Source organism: Novosphingobium sp. Chol11, assembly GCF_945870625.1.
GTDB lineage: Bacteria > Pseudomonadota > Alphaproteobacteria > Sphingomonadales > Sphingomonadaceae > Novosphingobium.
Window position 1 is genome coordinate 1 of the sequence record NZ_CAMBTS010000078.1, and the last position, 15,014, is coordinate 15,014.

Sequence of the window (15,014 nt, forward strand, 5' to 3'; positions counted from 1 at the left end):
TGCTGGGCATGACCCGCTCGGTCGCTTGCGAACTGGGGCCTTTCGGCGTCACTGCCAATTGCCTGCAACCGGGCGCGATCGACACCCCGATGACCGCGCCTGCCTTCACCGCGATGCCCGAATTCAAGGCATACTGGCAGAACAAGGCCCCGCTGCGCCGACTGGGCGAAGCGGAGGATATCGCCGATGTGATCGCGTTCCTCGCGTCCGACGACGCGCGGTTCATGAGCGGTCAGGGCTTTCTCGTCGATGGCGGCGCGATGACGCGGCAATAGGTGCGCGGCGCGCCGCAGGGTTGCGATGCGGGCCCACCCCCTCCCGCGTGCGGGAGGGGGTGGGCCCGCTCGGGGGGCTTCCCCCTTAGAACTGCACCCGCTTAGTATACCCGCCGTCGATCACCACGTTGGTGCCGGTGGTGAAGGATGAAGCCGGGCTGGCGAGAAACACCACCGTTTTGGCCACTTCCTCGGCGCCGCCCCAGCGGCCCATCGCCATATCGGCATTCACCGCCCCATAGAGCCCCGGCATCGCCTTTTCGATCATTTCCCAGTTGCCGCCGGGGAACTTGATCGGGCCGGGCGAGATGCAATTGACGCGGATGCCCTTGGGGCCGAGCGCCTGGCTCAGCTGCCCGGCATAGACCAGCATCGCGCCCTTGAGCGCATTATAGCCCTGCGGCACGAGGAAGGTTTCAAGGCCGGCGGTCGAGGACATCAGCACGATCGAACCTTCGCCCGAGGCTGCGAGGTGCGGCTCCAGCACTTCGACGCCGATGACCGCGCCCAAAATGTCGTAATCCAGCGTCTTGTGCCAATCGCCGGTCGCGCCTGCGCCCGAGGTCGAGATCATCGGCACGAAGATATCGCAGCCGCCGAGTGCCTCGCCCGCCTTGGTCAGCCAGGCGCGGTAAGCGTCGTGACCGGACTCCATGTCGAATGCCTCGGCGAACACCTTGCCGCCATGCGGCGCGATGGCGGCGGCGGTTTCTGCGACCTGTTCGGGGTTGCGCGAGCAGAACGCGACATCCGCGCCTTCTGCCGCAAACATTTCGACCGCCGCGCGGCCGATGCCCCGGCTGCCGCCGGTGAGAATGACTTTCTTGCCCTTGAGACCGAGATCCATATCCTGCTCCATCGCCCATATTGGTTTGGCTGGGAACTTGGGTGCCCGGCCCGGCGGCGGCTACTCCCCATTTTAACAGGAAACGCCGCCGCCGGGGTGCATTACCATGCTTGGATAAAGAGAACCGGAGAGAATGCGATGAGCGCGGCGCGACCAATCAATCCGATCTCGCTGGCCTCCGGCGTGGTGCCCGAATTCGGCCCGGTGGAAACCATCGAGGCCGCCGTCGCGGGCGGGTTCGACATGGTCGGGCTGTGGGTCGATCCAGTAACTTGGACTGCCGAAACCACCCGCGCCGCGCGCGCAGCGCTGGCACAAGCGGGGTTGCCGCTGCTCGATGTCGAGGTGATCTGGCTCAAAGGCGATGATGCGCTCAATGCGCACCGCAAGGTGATCGACGTCGGCGCGGAGCTTGGCGCGCGCAATGTGCTGTGCGTCTCCTCCGATCCCGACCACGGGCGCACCGCAGCGCATCTGGCCGCGCTGTGCCAGCATGCCGAGCCGTGCGGGATGCGGGTGTCGCTCGAGTTCGGCATCTTCACCGAGGTCAAGACCCTGACGCAGGCGCTCGAAGTGCAGCGCATGGTCCAGCATCCGCTCGCGGCGCTGCTGATCGATCCGATCCATGTCGATCGCTCGGGCTCCGCGATTGCCGAGATTGCCAAAGTCGATCCGGCGCTCTTGCCCTATGCGCAGTTTTGCGATGCGCCCGGCGAGCGGCCCGATCCGGCAGACATGGCCGCCGTGATCCGCGACGCGGTGGACCTGCGCGAGCAATGCGGCGAAGGCGCGCTGCCGCTGGCCGCGCTCTATCAGGCCTTGCCAGCGGGCATCCCGCTCTCGATCGAGCTGCGCTCGCTGGCGCTGCGTGAAGCCTTCCCCCACCCTTCGCTGCGCGCCGCCGCAGTGGGGGCCGCAACTCGCAAATGGCTGGAGACGATGACATGACCACGACGATGCTCGCCCTGCTCAAACGCCGCGAAGGCATGAGCAAGGAGGATTTCCAGGCCTATTACGAGACCAAGCACAGCGAGATCGGCAAGCGCGTGCTGGGCGGCTGGGCCACGCGCTACGAGCGCCGCTACCTCTTCCCGCGCAGCCCGGACGAGCAGGATCAGGATTTCGACGTGATCCTCGAAATCGATTTCCCCGACGAAGCTGCCTTCGAAGGCTGCTTTGCCGCGATGTCCGATCCCGAATCGCAGAAGATCATCACCGAAGACGAAGCCAAGCTGTTCGACCGCTCGCGGATCAGGGCTTATCGAATTGAGTCGCGGACTTCGGTGCTTCCGCTAGAGCGCGGCAAGTTGACCGAGGCGCCTCTGTAAAACAGGTGGGGGGGTTCTGTTGCCCGGCCCCCCCCGGGCCGCTGAATTCCGTTCTGTTGCCCGGTCGGTTCAACCGCGCTCGTGCTTTGTAAGATCAGGCCGTGAGGCCGTCAGATTACGCTGCGAGAGCGAGTGCTTCGTTGTCGTTGGCACTTGTGGGTTTTGAGCCTTATACGGGTTACTCAGCCCGGGCAAAAACAGCGCTTTTCAACACACGTCGATCCTAGTTCGGCCCCATCAGCACCCCTGCGACAACAGGGCCCGGTCCAAAATACCGGTGGTGATGGTGGAGCCGCCGGGTACCGCCCCCGGGTCCGCTGCGCCTATTGTACGCTACACTTTATCGCCATATTCAGCCGAAGCCGACCCCACTGATATAAGCCTTGGCTGCGAAAATGGAAGGGGTCTGTGCGGCCCACCCCTTGATGCCCACCCTCAGCCCCTCCCGCAAGCGGGAGGGGAGCTCGATAGTTCGGCCCCTCCCGCTTGCGGGAGGGGTTGGGAGTGGGCCGCAGCACTGCGCCCAGCGCTGCCGTCAACCGCGCTTGCGCAGTTCGTCGCGGATTTCGGCGAGCAGATCGACTTCGCTCGGGCCTGCGGGCGCTGCGGGCGCAGCAGCAGGCGGCGGCATCAGCTTGTTGGCTTGGCGCACGATCAGGAAGATCACGAAGGCCATCAGCACGAACGCAATGATGGCGGTGACAAACGCACCATAGCCCAGCATCGCAACGCCCGCCGCCTTCAGCGCGGCATAGTCGTCCAGCGATCCAGTATAGGTCGCGGGCACCGTGCCCAGCACGATAAACTTATTAGTAAAATTTACGCCGCCGGTCGCCATTCCGATCACCGGCATGATCAGATCTTCGGTCAAAGAGGTCACGATCTTGCCAAACGCCGCGCCGATGATCACGCCGACCGCCAGATCCAGCACATTGCCGCGCGCCAGAAATGCCTTGAATTCCTGCATCATAGCCATTTCAAACCCCCAAAACTACCGATGACCACGCTGTCATGGTTAACCCGGTGGAGGGCATGCCAGCGCCCTATCGCATGGGCAAGGCCCAAGAAACGCGGGGTCCAATCCGCCGCCGGTCCTTGCACCGGGCCGCAGCGTCGCTACATTCATCCCCGTTGATGGCCGCTGGCGGGCGCGCATGTGCGCCCGCGCGGCCCGCACGAGGGACTTTGTGAAAACCATGGCCGCTTCCTTCTTCTCCCGCTTTGCGAAGTTCGCTGTTGTCGCCGCTGCCGCTGCTAGCCTGGCCGGATGCGGGGTCAATTCGATCCCCACCGCCGAAGAGCAGGCCAAGGCCAAGTGGGCCGATGTGCAGAACCAGTATCAGCGCCGATTGGATCTGGTGCCAAACCTTGTCGCCACGGTAAAAGGCTATGCCAAGCAGGAGCAGGACACGCTGGTCAAAGTGACCGAAGCGCGCGCCAAGGCGACTTCGGTGCAGGTTTCGGCGGGCGATCTGACCGATCCGGCCAAAGTCGCCGCGTTTCAACAGGCGCAGGGCCAGCTAAGCCAGGGCCTTGGCCGCCTGCTCGCCTCGGTCGAAGCCTATCCCGATCTCAAATCGAACCAGAACTTCCTCGCCCTGCAAAGCCAGCTCGAAGGCACCGAAAACCGCATTACCGTGGCCCGGCGCGATTACAACGAGGCGGTGCGCGAGTATAACACCACGATCCGCACTTTCCCGGCGCTGATCGCTGCAAGCGTGATCTATGGCTCCAAGCCGATGGTGCCGTTTGCCGCGACCACGCCGGGCGCAGACACCGCGCCCACGGTAAGCTTCGATAGCCCGGCTGCGCCTGCGGCCCCGGCCAGCAAAGCGGCGACGAACTGAGCGGGGCCGCGAAAGCCCCGCCGATGAAACGCTTCCTCCTCCTTCTGCTCGCAGCGATGCTGGCGTTCTGCGCCAACCCGTCGCTGGCGCAGACCTTCCCCAAGCTGACCGGGCGCGTGGTCGACGATGCGCACCTGCTCTCGCCGGATCAGACCGCCGCGCTCGATGGCAAACTGGCGGCGCTGGAGGCGCAATCGCAGCGGCAGATGGTCGTGGTCACGCTGCCCACGCTCGATGGCTATGAGATCGAGGACTATGGCTACCGCCTCGGCCGCGCATGGGGCATCGGCGCCAAGCAGCGCAACGACGGCCTGCTGCTCATCGTCGCGCCGACCGAGCGCAAAGTGCGGATCGAGGCAGGCTATGGCCTCGAAGGCATCATCACCGATGCGCTTTCCAGCGTGATCATCAGCCGCGAGATCGTGCCCCGGTTCAAGGCGGGCGATTATGCAGGCGGCATAGCGGCGGCCAGCGACCAGCTGATCGCGCAGCTGCAATTGCCCGAGGACGAGGCGCGCAAAGTGGCGCAGGCCGCCAAGAAGCCCAAGGCCCCCGAGTTCGACTTTGGCATCGTGGTGTTCCTGCTGATCATCTTTTTCTTCTTCGTGCTGCCCTTCATCCGCTCGATGCGCGGCGGCGGCGGGCGGCGGCATGGCGGCATGCCCGGCGTGATGATCTTCCCCACCGGCGGCTGGGGAGGCGGATCGGATTGGGGCGGCGGTGGAGGCAGCTTTGGCGGGGGCGGTTTCAGCGGCGGCGGCGGCAGCTTCGGCGGCGGCGGATCGTCAGGGAGCTGGTGACCATGCTGACCGAGACCGACCGCGAACGCATCGCCGCCGCCGTGACCGCCGCCGAGGCGCAGAGCGCGGGCGAGATCGTGACGATCATCACCCCGCAATCCGATCCCTACCGCGATGTCGGGCTCGCCTGGGCTATCACGGCACTGTTCCTCGCGCTCATCGCGATGGAGTTCGCGCCCACATTCGCGCTTGGCCTGATCGAACGCATGCTGGGCCTGTGGGGCCATCAGTGGCAACCGCAATCGGTCTTGGGCTTTGCGCTGGGTGTCGCGGCGGTCGCTTTCGTAGCCATGGCGCTGATGATGGAGTGGCGGCCGCTGCGGCTGTTGCTCACCCCCGCCCCGATCAAGCACGCCCGGGTTCATGCCCGCGCGCTTACCTGCTTTCGCGTCGGCGCGGAAAGCCGCACCGCCGGGCACACCGGCATCCTCATTTATGTTTCGCTGGCCGAGCGCCGCGCCGAAATCATCGCCGACCAGGCCATCGCCAGCAAAGTTGCCCCCGAAGTCTGGGGCGATGCGATGCAGGCGCTGCTATCTGGCATTCGCAGCGGCGCGGCGGGGGATGGCATGGTCAGTGCGGTAGAGCAGGTCGGCCAAGTGCTGGCGCAGCATTTCCCGCGCGCCGATGATGATACCAATGAACTGCCAGACAGGTTGATCGAAGTATGACCCTTGAAGCCGAATACGAACAGCCCGAGCAAATCCAGTGGGAAGGCCGCTTCATCGCCGCCAAGACCCGGGGCCGCTGGGAATATGTCACCCGCACGCGCGATATCAAGGCGGCGGTGATCCTCGCGATTGACGAAGCGGGGCAGGTCATTCTGGTCGATCAGTTCCGCATTCCGCTGGGCAAGCGCTGCCTCGAATTGCCCGCTGGGCTGATCGGCGACGACGATGGCGGCGAGGGCGAGGCGGCGGTGGTCGCCGCCGCGCGCGAGCTGGAGGAAGAAACCGGCTACCGCGCCGGGCGGATGGAAGAAATCGGCGAGTTCTATTCCTCGCCCGGCATGGTCAGCGAGGCTTTCACGCTGTTTCGCGCGCACGATCTGAGCCGCGTTTCGGAAGGCGGCGGCACCGAAGGCGAAGGGATCACCGTTCGCCATGTGCCACTGGCCGAGATTGCGGATTTCATCGCCGCACGCCGCGCCGAAGGCTATGGCATCGACACCCGGATGCTGATGCTGCTCGGGCCGGGGCTGCTCGCAGGCCTTTAAAACGAACAAGAAACGGAGAGTATGATGGGCAGAGTAACAGGCAAGAAGGCGCTGATCACTGGCGCAGCGCAAGGGCTGGGCGCAGCGGACGCATGGATGCTGGCGCGCGAGGGCGCAAAAGTGCTGCTCACCGATATTCAGGGCAATGAGGTGGCTGAGCAGGCCGCCGCGATCAACGCTGAACTGGGCGCAGGCACCGCCTTTGCCATGGCGCACGATGTGACCAATCCCGATCACTGGGACGCGGCCATCGCGCTGGCCGCCGCCGAAATGGGCGGCCTCTCGGTGCTGGTGAACAATGCCGGCGTGGGTGTGCGCGGCGATATCGAAACCTGCACGCTCGAAGATTGGCAGCGCGGCTTTGCGATCAACGTCGATTCGGTGTTCCTCGGCTGCCAGAAGGCGATCCCCTTGATGCGCGACAACCAGCCCGGCTCGATCATCAACATCAGCTCGATCGCGGGCCTCATCGCCTCGCACACCATGCCCGGCTATAACGCCAGCAAGGCGGCGGTGTGGATGCTGACCAAATCGGTCGCGCTCTACTGCGCCAAAAAGGGCTGGGACATCCGCTGCAACTCGGTCCACCCGACCTTCGTCGACACCCCCATCCTCGACGGCATCAGCGCAAACGCCGGCGTGGAGAAAGACGTCGTCATGGGCAAACTCGCCCGCCAGATCCCGCTGGGCCGCGTGGGCGAGCCGAACGACATCGCCAATGGCGTGCTCTATCTGGCGAGCGACGAAAGCCGCTTCATGACCGGCGCAGAACTCAAGCTGGACGGCGGCATTTCGGCGATGTGACTTGATGCTTCATATGGGATATGCCAAGATATCCCAGTTGGAGATTTTACCATGTCACAAGTCATCGTCGGGAAATGGGGCAAGAGCCTCGCGGTACGCGTGCCCATTGATGTGGCTGCTGCGGCAGGCTTGGTGGATGGCGAAGCAGTGGAGATCGAAGCGGTTGACGGCACAATTGTGATTCGACGTGATGCCGCGAAGGCGCAAGCGCAGATGAAAGCACAGCAAGCGAGGGCCGAGATCATTGAGCTGTCCAAGGTCATGACGCTGGGCGGCCTGTCGATCCGCGAACTGATCGACGAAGGGCGGCGCTAGTTGAGCATCGTCGTCGATGCTTCGATGGCCGCCGCATGGCTGTTCGAAGACGAGCGCACCGATGCGGCGTTTGCAGTGTTTGCTGACGTTACGGCCAACGGTGCCGTTGTCCCATCACTGTGGAAGCTCGAAATCGCAAGTCTGCTAAGGACTGCGGAGCGCCGTGGCCGATGCACCGAAGCTTTGGCTGACGCCCTGCTGGACCGGCTTCAAAGCCTGCCGATAAACGTCGACCGGGAGACCGACACCCACGCTTGGCACGCAACGCGAGCGCTTTCCCGCGAGCTTGGCCTGACGCCCTATGACGCTACTTACCTCGAACTGGCAATCCGCCTTGGCATGCCACTGGCGACCGGTGACAGAGAACTGATTGTGGCAGCGCAGAGTCTTGGAGTTGCGGTTTTACGCCCATAAGGCGACACCCGCTTCAGTGGCTGAAGTGGCATTTTCAAGTGATTGGTCGTGCTCGACCAATGTGAACAGTATTGGCAACTTTCGCCCACTTGCGGACATAGCCGGAATTCATCATTCTGCGCCAATGGACCGACAAGAGACGCACAGACTAGAGCCTATCGAGGGCATCGGCTGCGGATGGACGCTGGTTGCGATTAACACCGCCCTCATGGGACTATGCGCCGCCAGCTTCGTCCGAGGACCTTTCTCCAGCTTCGAGCAGGAGCTTTGGTACAGGTACGGCTCGATCGGTTTTCTGTTGGCGGGCGCAGCTTTGCCAGCAGTCATTCTCCTCCGGGGCCGTCCGCGCTGGCTTGTTTATGCCACCGCACCGTGGATGCTTACCGCTCTTTTGAGCTTCGCCGGCTGGGTCATGGTGTCGGGCGGAGGAGTTTGACAAGCCATAGCGAACGTCCTCTAGCCACCAAAGTTGGTCATACAGAGAGCCGGAAAACAACTGAATTCCCGATCAGTAAAGTAGGAAGGGAGCGTCGCCCCCTCCCTCCCCAATCCTGAACTCTAAACCTAGCTCTCAGAACACCACAACCGAGCGGATGCTCTCGCCCGCGTGCATCAGTTCGAACGCCTTGTTAATGTCTTCGAGGCCCATGACATGCGTGATCATCGGGTCGATCTCGATCTTGCCGGTCATGTACATATCGACGATCTTGGGCACATCGGTACGGCCCTTGGCCCCGCCAAACGCGGTGCCGCGCCAGTTGCGGCCTGTGACCAGCTGGAACGGGCGGGTGGCGATTTCCTTGCCCGCTTCGGCCACGCCGATGATGATCGAGGTGCCCCAGCCGCGGTGGCAGGCTTCGAGCGCGGTGCGCATGACTTCGGTGTTGCCGGTGGCGTCGAAGGTATAGTCCGCGCCGCCGTCGGTCAGCGCGACGATCGCGGCGACGGTTTCCTCGCGGCTCATGCCCTTGGAGTTCAAGAAATCGGTCATGCCGAACTTGCGGCCCCATTCCTCGCGCGCCGGGTTGATGTCCACGCCGACGATCTTGCCCGCGCCCGCCAGCCGCGCGCCCTGGATCACGTTAAGCCCGATCCCGCCGAGGCCGAACACCACGACATTGTCGCCCACCTGAACCTTGGCGGTATTGACCACTGCGCCAACGCCCGTGGTGACGCCGCAGCCGATGTAGCAGCTCGACTGGAACGGCGCGTCTTCGCGGATCTTGGCGACCGCGATTTCGGGCAGGACGGTGAAGTTCGAAAACGTGCTGCAGCCCATGTAGTGAAAGATGGTCTGGCCCTTGTAGGAAAAGCGGCTGGTGCCATCGGGCATCAGGCCCTTGCCCTGCGTGGCGCGGATCGCGGTACACAAGTTGGTCTTGCCCGAGAGGCACGATTTGCACTGGCGGCATTCGGGCGTGTAGAGCGGGATCACATGATCGCCGGGCTTCACAGAAGTCACGCCCGCGCCCACTTCACGCACGATCCCGGCGCCTTCATGGCCGAGCACGCTGGGGAAAATGCCCTCGCTGTCAAAACCATCGAGCGTGTAGGCATCGGTGTGGCAAATGCCCGTCGCCATGATTTCAACCATGACTTCGCCCGCCTTGGGGCCTTCGAGATCGAGCTCGACGATTTCCAATGGGGTCTTGGGCGCAAAGGCGACAGCGGCTCGGGTCTTCATGGGTTGCTCTCCGCAGAATGGTTCCCGGCCCGGATAAGGAAAGGCGGGCGCGGGATCAATGCGCTTTGCGATAAAGCCGCCATGCGCAATAGCGTTGCGGCCATGAGCGCACCGCATGCGCTCCCACCCGCGCCGCTCACACAGGAGGATGCCTTGGCCCGCGCTGATCGACTGGAACGGCTGGAACGCCGCCGCACCGACCTCGAAGCGGATTACCGCGAGGCGCTCATCGCTGCGCTGCAAGTGACGGCGGCAGGCGCATGGGGCCTGTTCGATCACCGGCAGGACCGCCACGACCGCGCGCGCGCCGAAACTGCGGTGGCGGGCCTCACCGAAATCGCCGAGGAAATCGCCGCCATCCGTGAGCAGTTCGGGATGGAGCCGTTCGGCTTGCACCAAGAATTCCTCGCCTCGCGCGGCCCGGTGCGCGCGCAGGCAGTGGGCGAACCCAAGCAGGCGCGGGCGTGGCTCGATCGGCTGCGCGCCGCGCCAGCAGGCGGATAGCAGCGCCCGCTGGATCAGTTCACGGCCGGATCAGTTCACGGCCGCATCAAACCTGATCGCAAAGCTCGTACCGGCGGGCAGGCTGGCGGCTGAGCCGGTCAGCGTTCCGCTCAAAAAGGAGACGCCATACGGGTCGGTCTCGTCGGCTCCGATGGCGTCATCGTCTTCCACGGTCGTAGCAGTCCCGCATCCGCTTCCCGTTCGCGATGTTCCGGCCTGAGAGGTGAGCGGCGCGGGCAGCAAGTCGGTGGCGGTGACGGCGGTTGCGGCGAGCGTGCCCGGATTGGTCACGAGGATGCAATAGCGCAGGATCGCGCCGGGAATGGCCTTGGGCTGCGACGCGTTGATCCCGTCGGACCAGACGATGGAGGTCTTGCTGACCTGGAGCGGCGCGATCCGGGTGTTGGTATAGGTGCAGACGATGGCGGTTTCAGCGAGACCGATGGTCAGGCCGTCTGCCAGATTGGTGTCTGCGGCGCCGGTGCAGGCGACAGCCGCGTTGTACTGGCTCACATTGGTGCCCGGCAGGGTTTCGGAGAGGGTCAGCGTTTCTCCCAAGACAACAGGAGTTGCCGCATTCGTGTCAAGATCGCCCGCCGAGTTGGCTTCCGAGGCAAAAGTGGCAATCGCCGACCCGCCGCGCGACAGGATCACATTGCCATCATCGCCCACGGTGGCATCGGCCCACCGCTTGCGCAGGGTCACGCGCCCATCGTTGTCGGTGATGGTGTGCGTGCCGGTGGTCTGCACCGCGCCGCCGCAAGTGGTGGTATTTGCAATGGTGTAGCCGGTACCCGCCGATAGCGAGAATGCGATGGTTTCGCTGCTTTCCAAGGCGGTATCGTCGATCACGGTGATGCCGAGTGGCACGGCCGTATTGTTGTAGGTGCCCGCCGGCACCGTCACCGTGAACGTCGCCCCGCCACTGGGGGTGGTATAATCGGTGCCGCGCACGGCGGTTCCGCCGGTGATCGTCACCGTCACATTGATGGCGCTGGCCGAAGCGCCGGTCAGGATCAGGGTCGCCAGACTCGCAGAGGGCACCGATTCCAGCGCGGTGGTGTTGCCAGTCGAAATCTGGATGAACGGACGCAGCGAAAGCTGGATGGAATCGAGCAGATTGCCGACCGATCCGGGGTCGTTCGTGGTGAACTGCACCCGTTGCAGCCCCGATGTGCCGGTGTAGGTCGTGGTGCCAGTATTGACGTTCCACACCTGATTGGCAGTTGTCGAGCTTTGCGTGGCGAGCGATTGGAGCAACGTGCCGCTGCTGGTCGCGACCTGAAAGTTCACCGTTTGCGTCGCTTGTCCGCCGGCCCGGGCGCGATGGGCAAAGGTCCAGCCGAGCGGCTCGCCGTTCACCAGACAGATGTTCTGAAACAATGTGCCGGGCAGATTGGCGTTCATTTCAGCCAGGACATTGCCGGAATGGGCGGGGACGCCGTTGAAGTTCGTGTCCCACAGCTCGATCTCGCCCGTGGTCGAATTCCAGCCCGGCACGACCACGATCGGCACCATGATCTCCCAGTTCGGGGCACCGGGGCCTTGCGGATCGTTGGACTCGAAAGAAGGATTTGCCAGCGAGCGGAACTGGGCCTGCGCAGGATTGGCGGAGAGGATCAGGGCGCACAAAGCGGCCAACGCCGAGCACAGAAGGCGCAGCATTCCCAACACCGCCCCCCTTTCCAGACTCACGATTCTCTCCACGGCTGCCTGTGGCCGGAATTGGGGCAAACCCGCGCTTGCAGCGCCAGTCCTGCCCCGTTCAATGCGCATCTAGGTGCTATGAACGAGAACGTTTAACACTCTGTTAGCCTTGGTGACGGCGCGCAGCACGCGTCGATTCAAGCTGATGACCTGCCTCCGAAATTCTGCGATCATTCGCGGCGGGGAGAGAAGCATGACCATTCACAAGCTCGTCAGCGAATTCTATGGCCGGGTGTGGAACGCGGGGGATCGCGCGGCGCTTGACGAGTTGCTCTCCGACACCTTCACCTTTCAAGGCTCGCTCGGGCCGGAAGTGGCGGGCCGCGAGGCGTTCTGGCAGATCGTGAGCAGCGTGCGCGCGGCCCTTTCCGGCTATCACTGCGAGATCCTCGACTGCGTCTCCGAAGACGCCAGCGCTTTTGCCAAAATGAAGTTTTCGGGCCAGCACACCGGACCCTTTCGGGGATATGCGCCGACGGGACGGATGGCCGCGTGGCACGGCGCGGCCCTGTTCCACTTTGACGGAGGCCGCATCGCCAAGATCTGGGTGCTGAGCGATACCACGGCGCTGGACGCGGTGCTGGCGGCCAATGCCGAGGCGGCGCGCGGGGGAGAGTGACGGCGCGGAGCCTACAAATAAGTTGACAGAGTTGACACTGTGTCAACTTATTGTTTGGCGGGAAAAATATTTAAAAACAGATATTTAATTCGCCAAAGTGACAAGGTGACACGTGGAGCAATCCAAAATCTCGCGTGCCCGTCAGGCTTACGCGCCAGACTTTCTGGCGGGGTGTTCACAGGATCAAAGAGCGCAGGCCGCCGTCAGCAGCAGAGCGCGTTCGCAGATTTGCGGGAAGTAGGAAAGGCGTGCGACAGGGTGGGGCGGGGCGCGCGCGCTGAACAAAGTGGTTGGGTAATTCAGGAGTACCGGGGCCTTTACCCCACCTTCGTCAAACCAGCTGATAATCCTCGATATGGATGCTCCAGGCTGTGGGCACGAACTGGTTCACAATCCCGCCATTGTCGGCAAACCCGCCTTTTGCGGTCCCCAGCCATTCGCTCAATTGGCCACTATCGCTGCGCCAGACAATATTCGCGCGGCCGTCGCCATTGAAGTCGCCCGTCCCGGCGATTTTCCACACCAGCGGCACGATCTGGTTCACCACCGAGCCATTGTCGATCAGCCGTCCACTCGCACTGCCCAGCCATTCGCTAAGCTGGCCATTGTCGTTGCGCCACAGCACATCGGCAAAGCCATCGCCGTTGAAATCGGCGATCTCGGCAACTTTCCAAGACGTCGGCACGAACGAATTGACGTTGGCAAAGTTGTCCGAAAGCCCGCCATTGGCGGTCCCGAGCCACTGACTAAGCCGGCCATTGTCATTACGCCACAGGATATCGCTGCGTCCATCGCCGTTGAAATCGCCCGTCCCCGCGATCTTCCAGTCAAGCGGGACATATTGATTGACGATATTGCCGTTGTCCTGAAGCCCACCATTGGCCGTGCCCAGCCAGTTGCTCAATTAGCCGTTCACATTGCGCCACAGGATGTCGCTGCGCCCATCGCCATTGAAATCGGCGGTGCCTTGAATCTTCCACGAGACCGGCACCAGCTGTTTGACCACCCCGCCGTTGTCCGTCAGCGCCCCATTCGTCCCGCCCAGCCAGTTGCTGAGCTGGCCATTGGTATTGCGCCACAGGATGTCGCTGCGGCCATCGCCATTGAAATCGTTGCGCACGCTCGTGATCACTGGCGAGCCCGGCTGATCGGCTAATGTGAAGATCTGTGCCTTGGTGCCGGGAGTGCCGCCCGCCAGCGAACCGCTATAGTCATTCCACGTTACCACAAAGTCACCGTTCGAAAGGCCAGTGACCGTTGAATTGAATTGAGCTTGCGCCGTGAACGTGTTGACGAGAAACTCGGAACTGACCTTAGCGCCATTTTCCGAAAACACTTGCGCCTTGATGCTGGTAACGTCGCTGTCGCCGAGCGTGCCGCTCAGATCGCGCCATGTAATAACAAACCCGCCGCTTGTGAGACCATTGATTGTCGGTGAATACTGTCCGTTTGCGGTCTGCGTATTGACCAGAAACTCGGGTCCGGCTTTCGTTCCTTCTGCCGTGAACACCTGTGCTTTGATGCTTGAAACCTCGCCATCACCCAGCGTGCCGCTGCTGTCGTACCACGTCACCACGAAGCCGCCATTGGTAAGGCTGGCGATCTCTGGATCGCCTTGACCGCCCGCAACTTCGGTATTCACCAGAAACTCGGTGCCCACCTTGACGCCGCCTGAGGTGAACAGTTGTGCCTTGATGCTAGAACCGTCGCTATCGCCGAGCGTACGGCTGCCGTCGACCCATGCGACCACAAAGCCGCCTTTGACAAGGCCAGTAACCGTCGGGTTCTGCTGGAAATCTATAGTCTGCGTGTTGACCAGCAGTTCAGGTCCCACTTTGACCCCCGCGGCCGTATACACCTGCGCCCTGATGCTTTTGCCATTGGGGTCGAAGACCTTGCCGCCATAGTCATCGTCCTCCCAAGTGACCACGAAGCCGCCATTCGCAAGCCTGGCAACCGCAGACCCGTTTTGAACGCCCGCCGTTTGGGTGTTGACTAAAAATTCAGACCCCAACTTGCTGCCGTTTGCGCCAAACAGTTGCGCCTTGATGCCGCTCTCGCTGCTGTCGCCCAGCATGCCGGAAGAATCGGTCCACGTGACCACGAACTCGCCGCCAACAAGATCAGTGATCGACGGCAGGCCCTGAAAGCTGGCTGTTGTGGTGTTGACTAGAAACTCGCCGCCAAGCTGGATGCCACCAACGCCGAAAACCTGCGCCTTGACGCTGCTGCCATCGCTGTCGCCGAGCGTACCACTGTAATCCATCCAAGTTGCAACAAAGCCGCCGTTCGCAAGGCGGGTTATGGCCGGATAGCTCGCGCCGGTCGATCCGTTCGCAACCTGGGTGTTTACGCGAAACTCTGTGCCTACTTTGCCGACTTTAAGCATGGCTTACCCCTCTTACATCACGCGGGTAAAAAGTTTCAGGGTTGCATTCGGCAACGCCGATATCGCCGAAGCCCGTCAAGGCAAAGTGTTGCTGCGGACCACGCTGCCCTTTCCATGCGGCATCCCATCACCTGATCAGCGACAGCGTCAGGCTGATGTTGTGGTTCATCCGGTCGGCGCGTCGAAAGCGTGCGACGTATTGGTTCATGTATCCGGCCTCGATCCAGATGCCACGGGCCAGCGGCACGCCCACCCCGGCGAACAC

At 63.0% G+C, this 15,014-nt stretch carries 19 protein-coding genes and 1 other RNA gene; 13 read left to right on the forward strand and 7 right to left on the reverse strand.

The features are described from left to right. Positions 1–275 (forward strand): SDR family oxidoreductase (locus Q0O40_RS11830; RefSeq protein WP_295529949.1); only part of this gene is annotated, 275 nt, incomplete at its 5' end. An 85-nt stretch (positions 276–360) separates the two neighbouring features. On the opposite strand, the gene Q0O40_RS11835 is transcribed toward Q0O40_RS11830, so the two are convergent. Continuing rightward, positions 361–1,122 (reverse strand): SDR family oxidoreductase, encoded by a 762-nt coding sequence (locus tag Q0O40_RS11835; RefSeq protein WP_295529952.1) that lies wholly within the window; start codon positions 1,120–1,122, stop codon positions 361–363. Positions 1,123–1,260: 138 nt separating this feature from the next. Between Q0O40_RS11835 and Q0O40_RS11840 the strand changes: the two genes are divergently transcribed. Next, a complete protein-coding gene (locus Q0O40_RS11840) occupies positions 1,261–2,070 on the forward strand; it encodes a TIM barrel protein (RefSeq protein WP_295529955.1) in 810 nt (269 codons plus the stop codon). Then, positions 2,067–2,450: an EthD domain-containing protein gene (locus Q0O40_RS11845; protein WP_295529958.1), complete on the forward strand. Its 384-nt coding sequence runs from the start codon at positions 2,067–2,069 to the stop codon at positions 2,448–2,450. Before Q0O40_RS11840 ends, Q0O40_RS11845 begins: the two co-directional genes overlap by 4 nt. 4 nt (positions 2,451–2,454) lie before the next feature. Here Q0O40_RS11845 and ssrA read toward each other — a convergent pair. Together ssrA and mscL are read right to left on the reverse strand one after the other, a co-directional pair. Beyond that, positions 2,455–2,856, reverse strand: a transfer-messenger RNA (tmRNA) gene (gene ssrA / locus Q0O40_RS11850). A 129-nt stretch (positions 2,857–2,985) separates the two neighbouring features. Beyond that, a complete protein-coding gene (gene mscL / locus Q0O40_RS11855; protein ID WP_295529997.1) occupies positions 2,986–3,420 on the reverse strand; it encodes a large conductance mechanosensitive channel protein MscL in 435 nt (144 codons plus the stop codon). A 226-nt stretch (positions 3,421–3,646) separates the two neighbouring features. On the opposite strand from mscL, the gene Q0O40_RS11860 reads away from it, so the two are divergent. Genes Q0O40_RS11860 through Q0O40_RS11895 form a run of 8 tightly spaced genes read left to right on the forward strand, consistent with a single transcriptional unit; the run spans position 3,647 to position 8,282 of the window. Next, the gene (locus Q0O40_RS11860) at positions 3,647–4,297 is read left to right on the forward strand and encodes a LemA family protein (protein ID WP_295529961.1); all 651 of its coding nucleotides are present in this window, start codon (positions 3,647–3,649) and stop codon (positions 4,295–4,297) included. Between the two features lie 23 nt (positions 4,298–4,320). Further along, positions 4,321–5,097: a TPM domain-containing protein gene (locus Q0O40_RS11865; RefSeq protein WP_295529964.1), complete on the forward strand. Its 777-nt coding sequence runs from the start codon at positions 4,321–4,323 to the stop codon at positions 5,095–5,097. 2 nt (positions 5,098–5,099) lie between these two features. Beyond that, positions 5,100–5,768: a hypothetical protein gene (locus tag Q0O40_RS11870; protein WP_295529967.1), complete on the forward strand. Its 669-nt coding sequence runs from the start codon at positions 5,100–5,102 to the stop codon at positions 5,766–5,768. Then, positions 5,765–6,313, forward strand: coding sequence for an NUDIX hydrolase (locus Q0O40_RS11875; RefSeq protein WP_295529969.1), 549 nt, complete (start codon positions 5,765–5,767; stop codon positions 6,311–6,313). Before Q0O40_RS11870 ends, Q0O40_RS11875 begins: the two co-directional genes overlap by 4 nt. A 21-nt stretch (positions 6,314–6,334) precedes the next feature. Then, complete coding sequence (locus Q0O40_RS11880) at positions 6,335–7,117, forward strand: SDR family oxidoreductase (RefSeq protein WP_295529972.1); 783 nt, start codon at positions 6,335–6,337, stop codon at positions 7,115–7,117. Positions 7,118–7,168: 51 nt separating this feature from the next. Continuing rightward, positions 7,169–7,432: an AbrB/MazE/SpoVT family DNA-binding domain-containing protein gene (locus Q0O40_RS11885; protein ID WP_295529975.1), complete on the forward strand. Its 264-nt coding sequence runs from the start codon at positions 7,169–7,171 to the stop codon at positions 7,430–7,432. After that, complete coding sequence (locus Q0O40_RS11890; protein WP_295529979.1) at positions 7,433–7,846, forward strand: type II toxin-antitoxin system VapC family toxin; 414 nt, start codon at positions 7,433–7,435, stop codon at positions 7,844–7,846. It abuts the gene before it with no gap. Between the two features lie 16 nt (positions 7,847–7,862). After that, a complete protein-coding gene (locus tag Q0O40_RS11895) occupies positions 7,863–8,282 on the forward strand; it encodes a hypothetical protein (RefSeq protein ID WP_295529982.1) in 420 nt (139 codons plus the stop codon). Between the two features lie 135 nt (positions 8,283–8,417). Here Q0O40_RS11895 and Q0O40_RS11900 read toward each other — a convergent pair whose 3' ends face one another. Continuing rightward, a complete protein-coding gene (locus Q0O40_RS11900; protein WP_295529985.1) occupies positions 8,418–9,530 on the reverse strand; it encodes an S-(hydroxymethyl)glutathione dehydrogenase/class III alcohol dehydrogenase in 1,113 nt (370 codons plus the stop codon). 153 nt (positions 9,531–9,683) lie between these two features. On the opposite strand from Q0O40_RS11900, the gene Q0O40_RS11905 reads away from it, so the two are divergent. After that, positions 9,684–10,034 (forward strand): hypothetical protein, encoded by a 351-nt coding sequence (locus Q0O40_RS11905; protein ID WP_295530000.1) that lies wholly within the window; start codon positions 9,684–9,686, stop codon positions 10,032–10,034. Positions 10,035–10,064: 30 nt separating this feature from the next. Here Q0O40_RS11905 and Q0O40_RS11910 read toward each other — a convergent pair whose 3' ends face one another. Further along, the gene (locus Q0O40_RS11910; RefSeq protein WP_295529988.1) at positions 10,065–11,699 is read right to left on the reverse strand and encodes a hypothetical protein; all 1,635 of its coding nucleotides are present in this window, start codon (positions 11,697–11,699) and stop codon (positions 10,065–10,067) included. A gap of 235 nt (positions 11,700–11,934) precedes the next feature. Here Q0O40_RS11910 and Q0O40_RS11915 point away from each other — a divergent pair, with 235 nt between their 5' ends. After that, positions 11,935–12,360 (forward strand): ester cyclase, encoded by a 426-nt coding sequence (locus Q0O40_RS11915; RefSeq protein WP_295529990.1) that lies wholly within the window; start codon positions 11,935–11,937, stop codon positions 12,358–12,360. A 331-nt stretch (positions 12,361–12,691) separates the two neighbouring features. Here Q0O40_RS11915 and Q0O40_RS11920 read toward each other — a convergent pair whose 3' ends face one another. Together Q0O40_RS11920 and Q0O40_RS11925 are read right to left on the reverse strand one after the other, a co-directional pair. Continuing rightward, the gene (locus Q0O40_RS11920) at positions 12,692–13,264 is read right to left on the reverse strand and encodes a VCBS repeat-containing protein (protein WP_295529992.1); all 573 of its coding nucleotides are present in this window, start codon (positions 13,262–13,264) and stop codon (positions 12,692–12,694) included. After that, positions 13,265–14,749: a VCBS repeat-containing protein gene (locus Q0O40_RS11925; protein ID WP_295529995.1), complete on the reverse strand. Its 1,485-nt coding sequence runs from the start codon at positions 14,747–14,749 to the stop codon at positions 13,265–13,267. Positions 14,750–15,014: the final 265 nt, after the last annotated feature.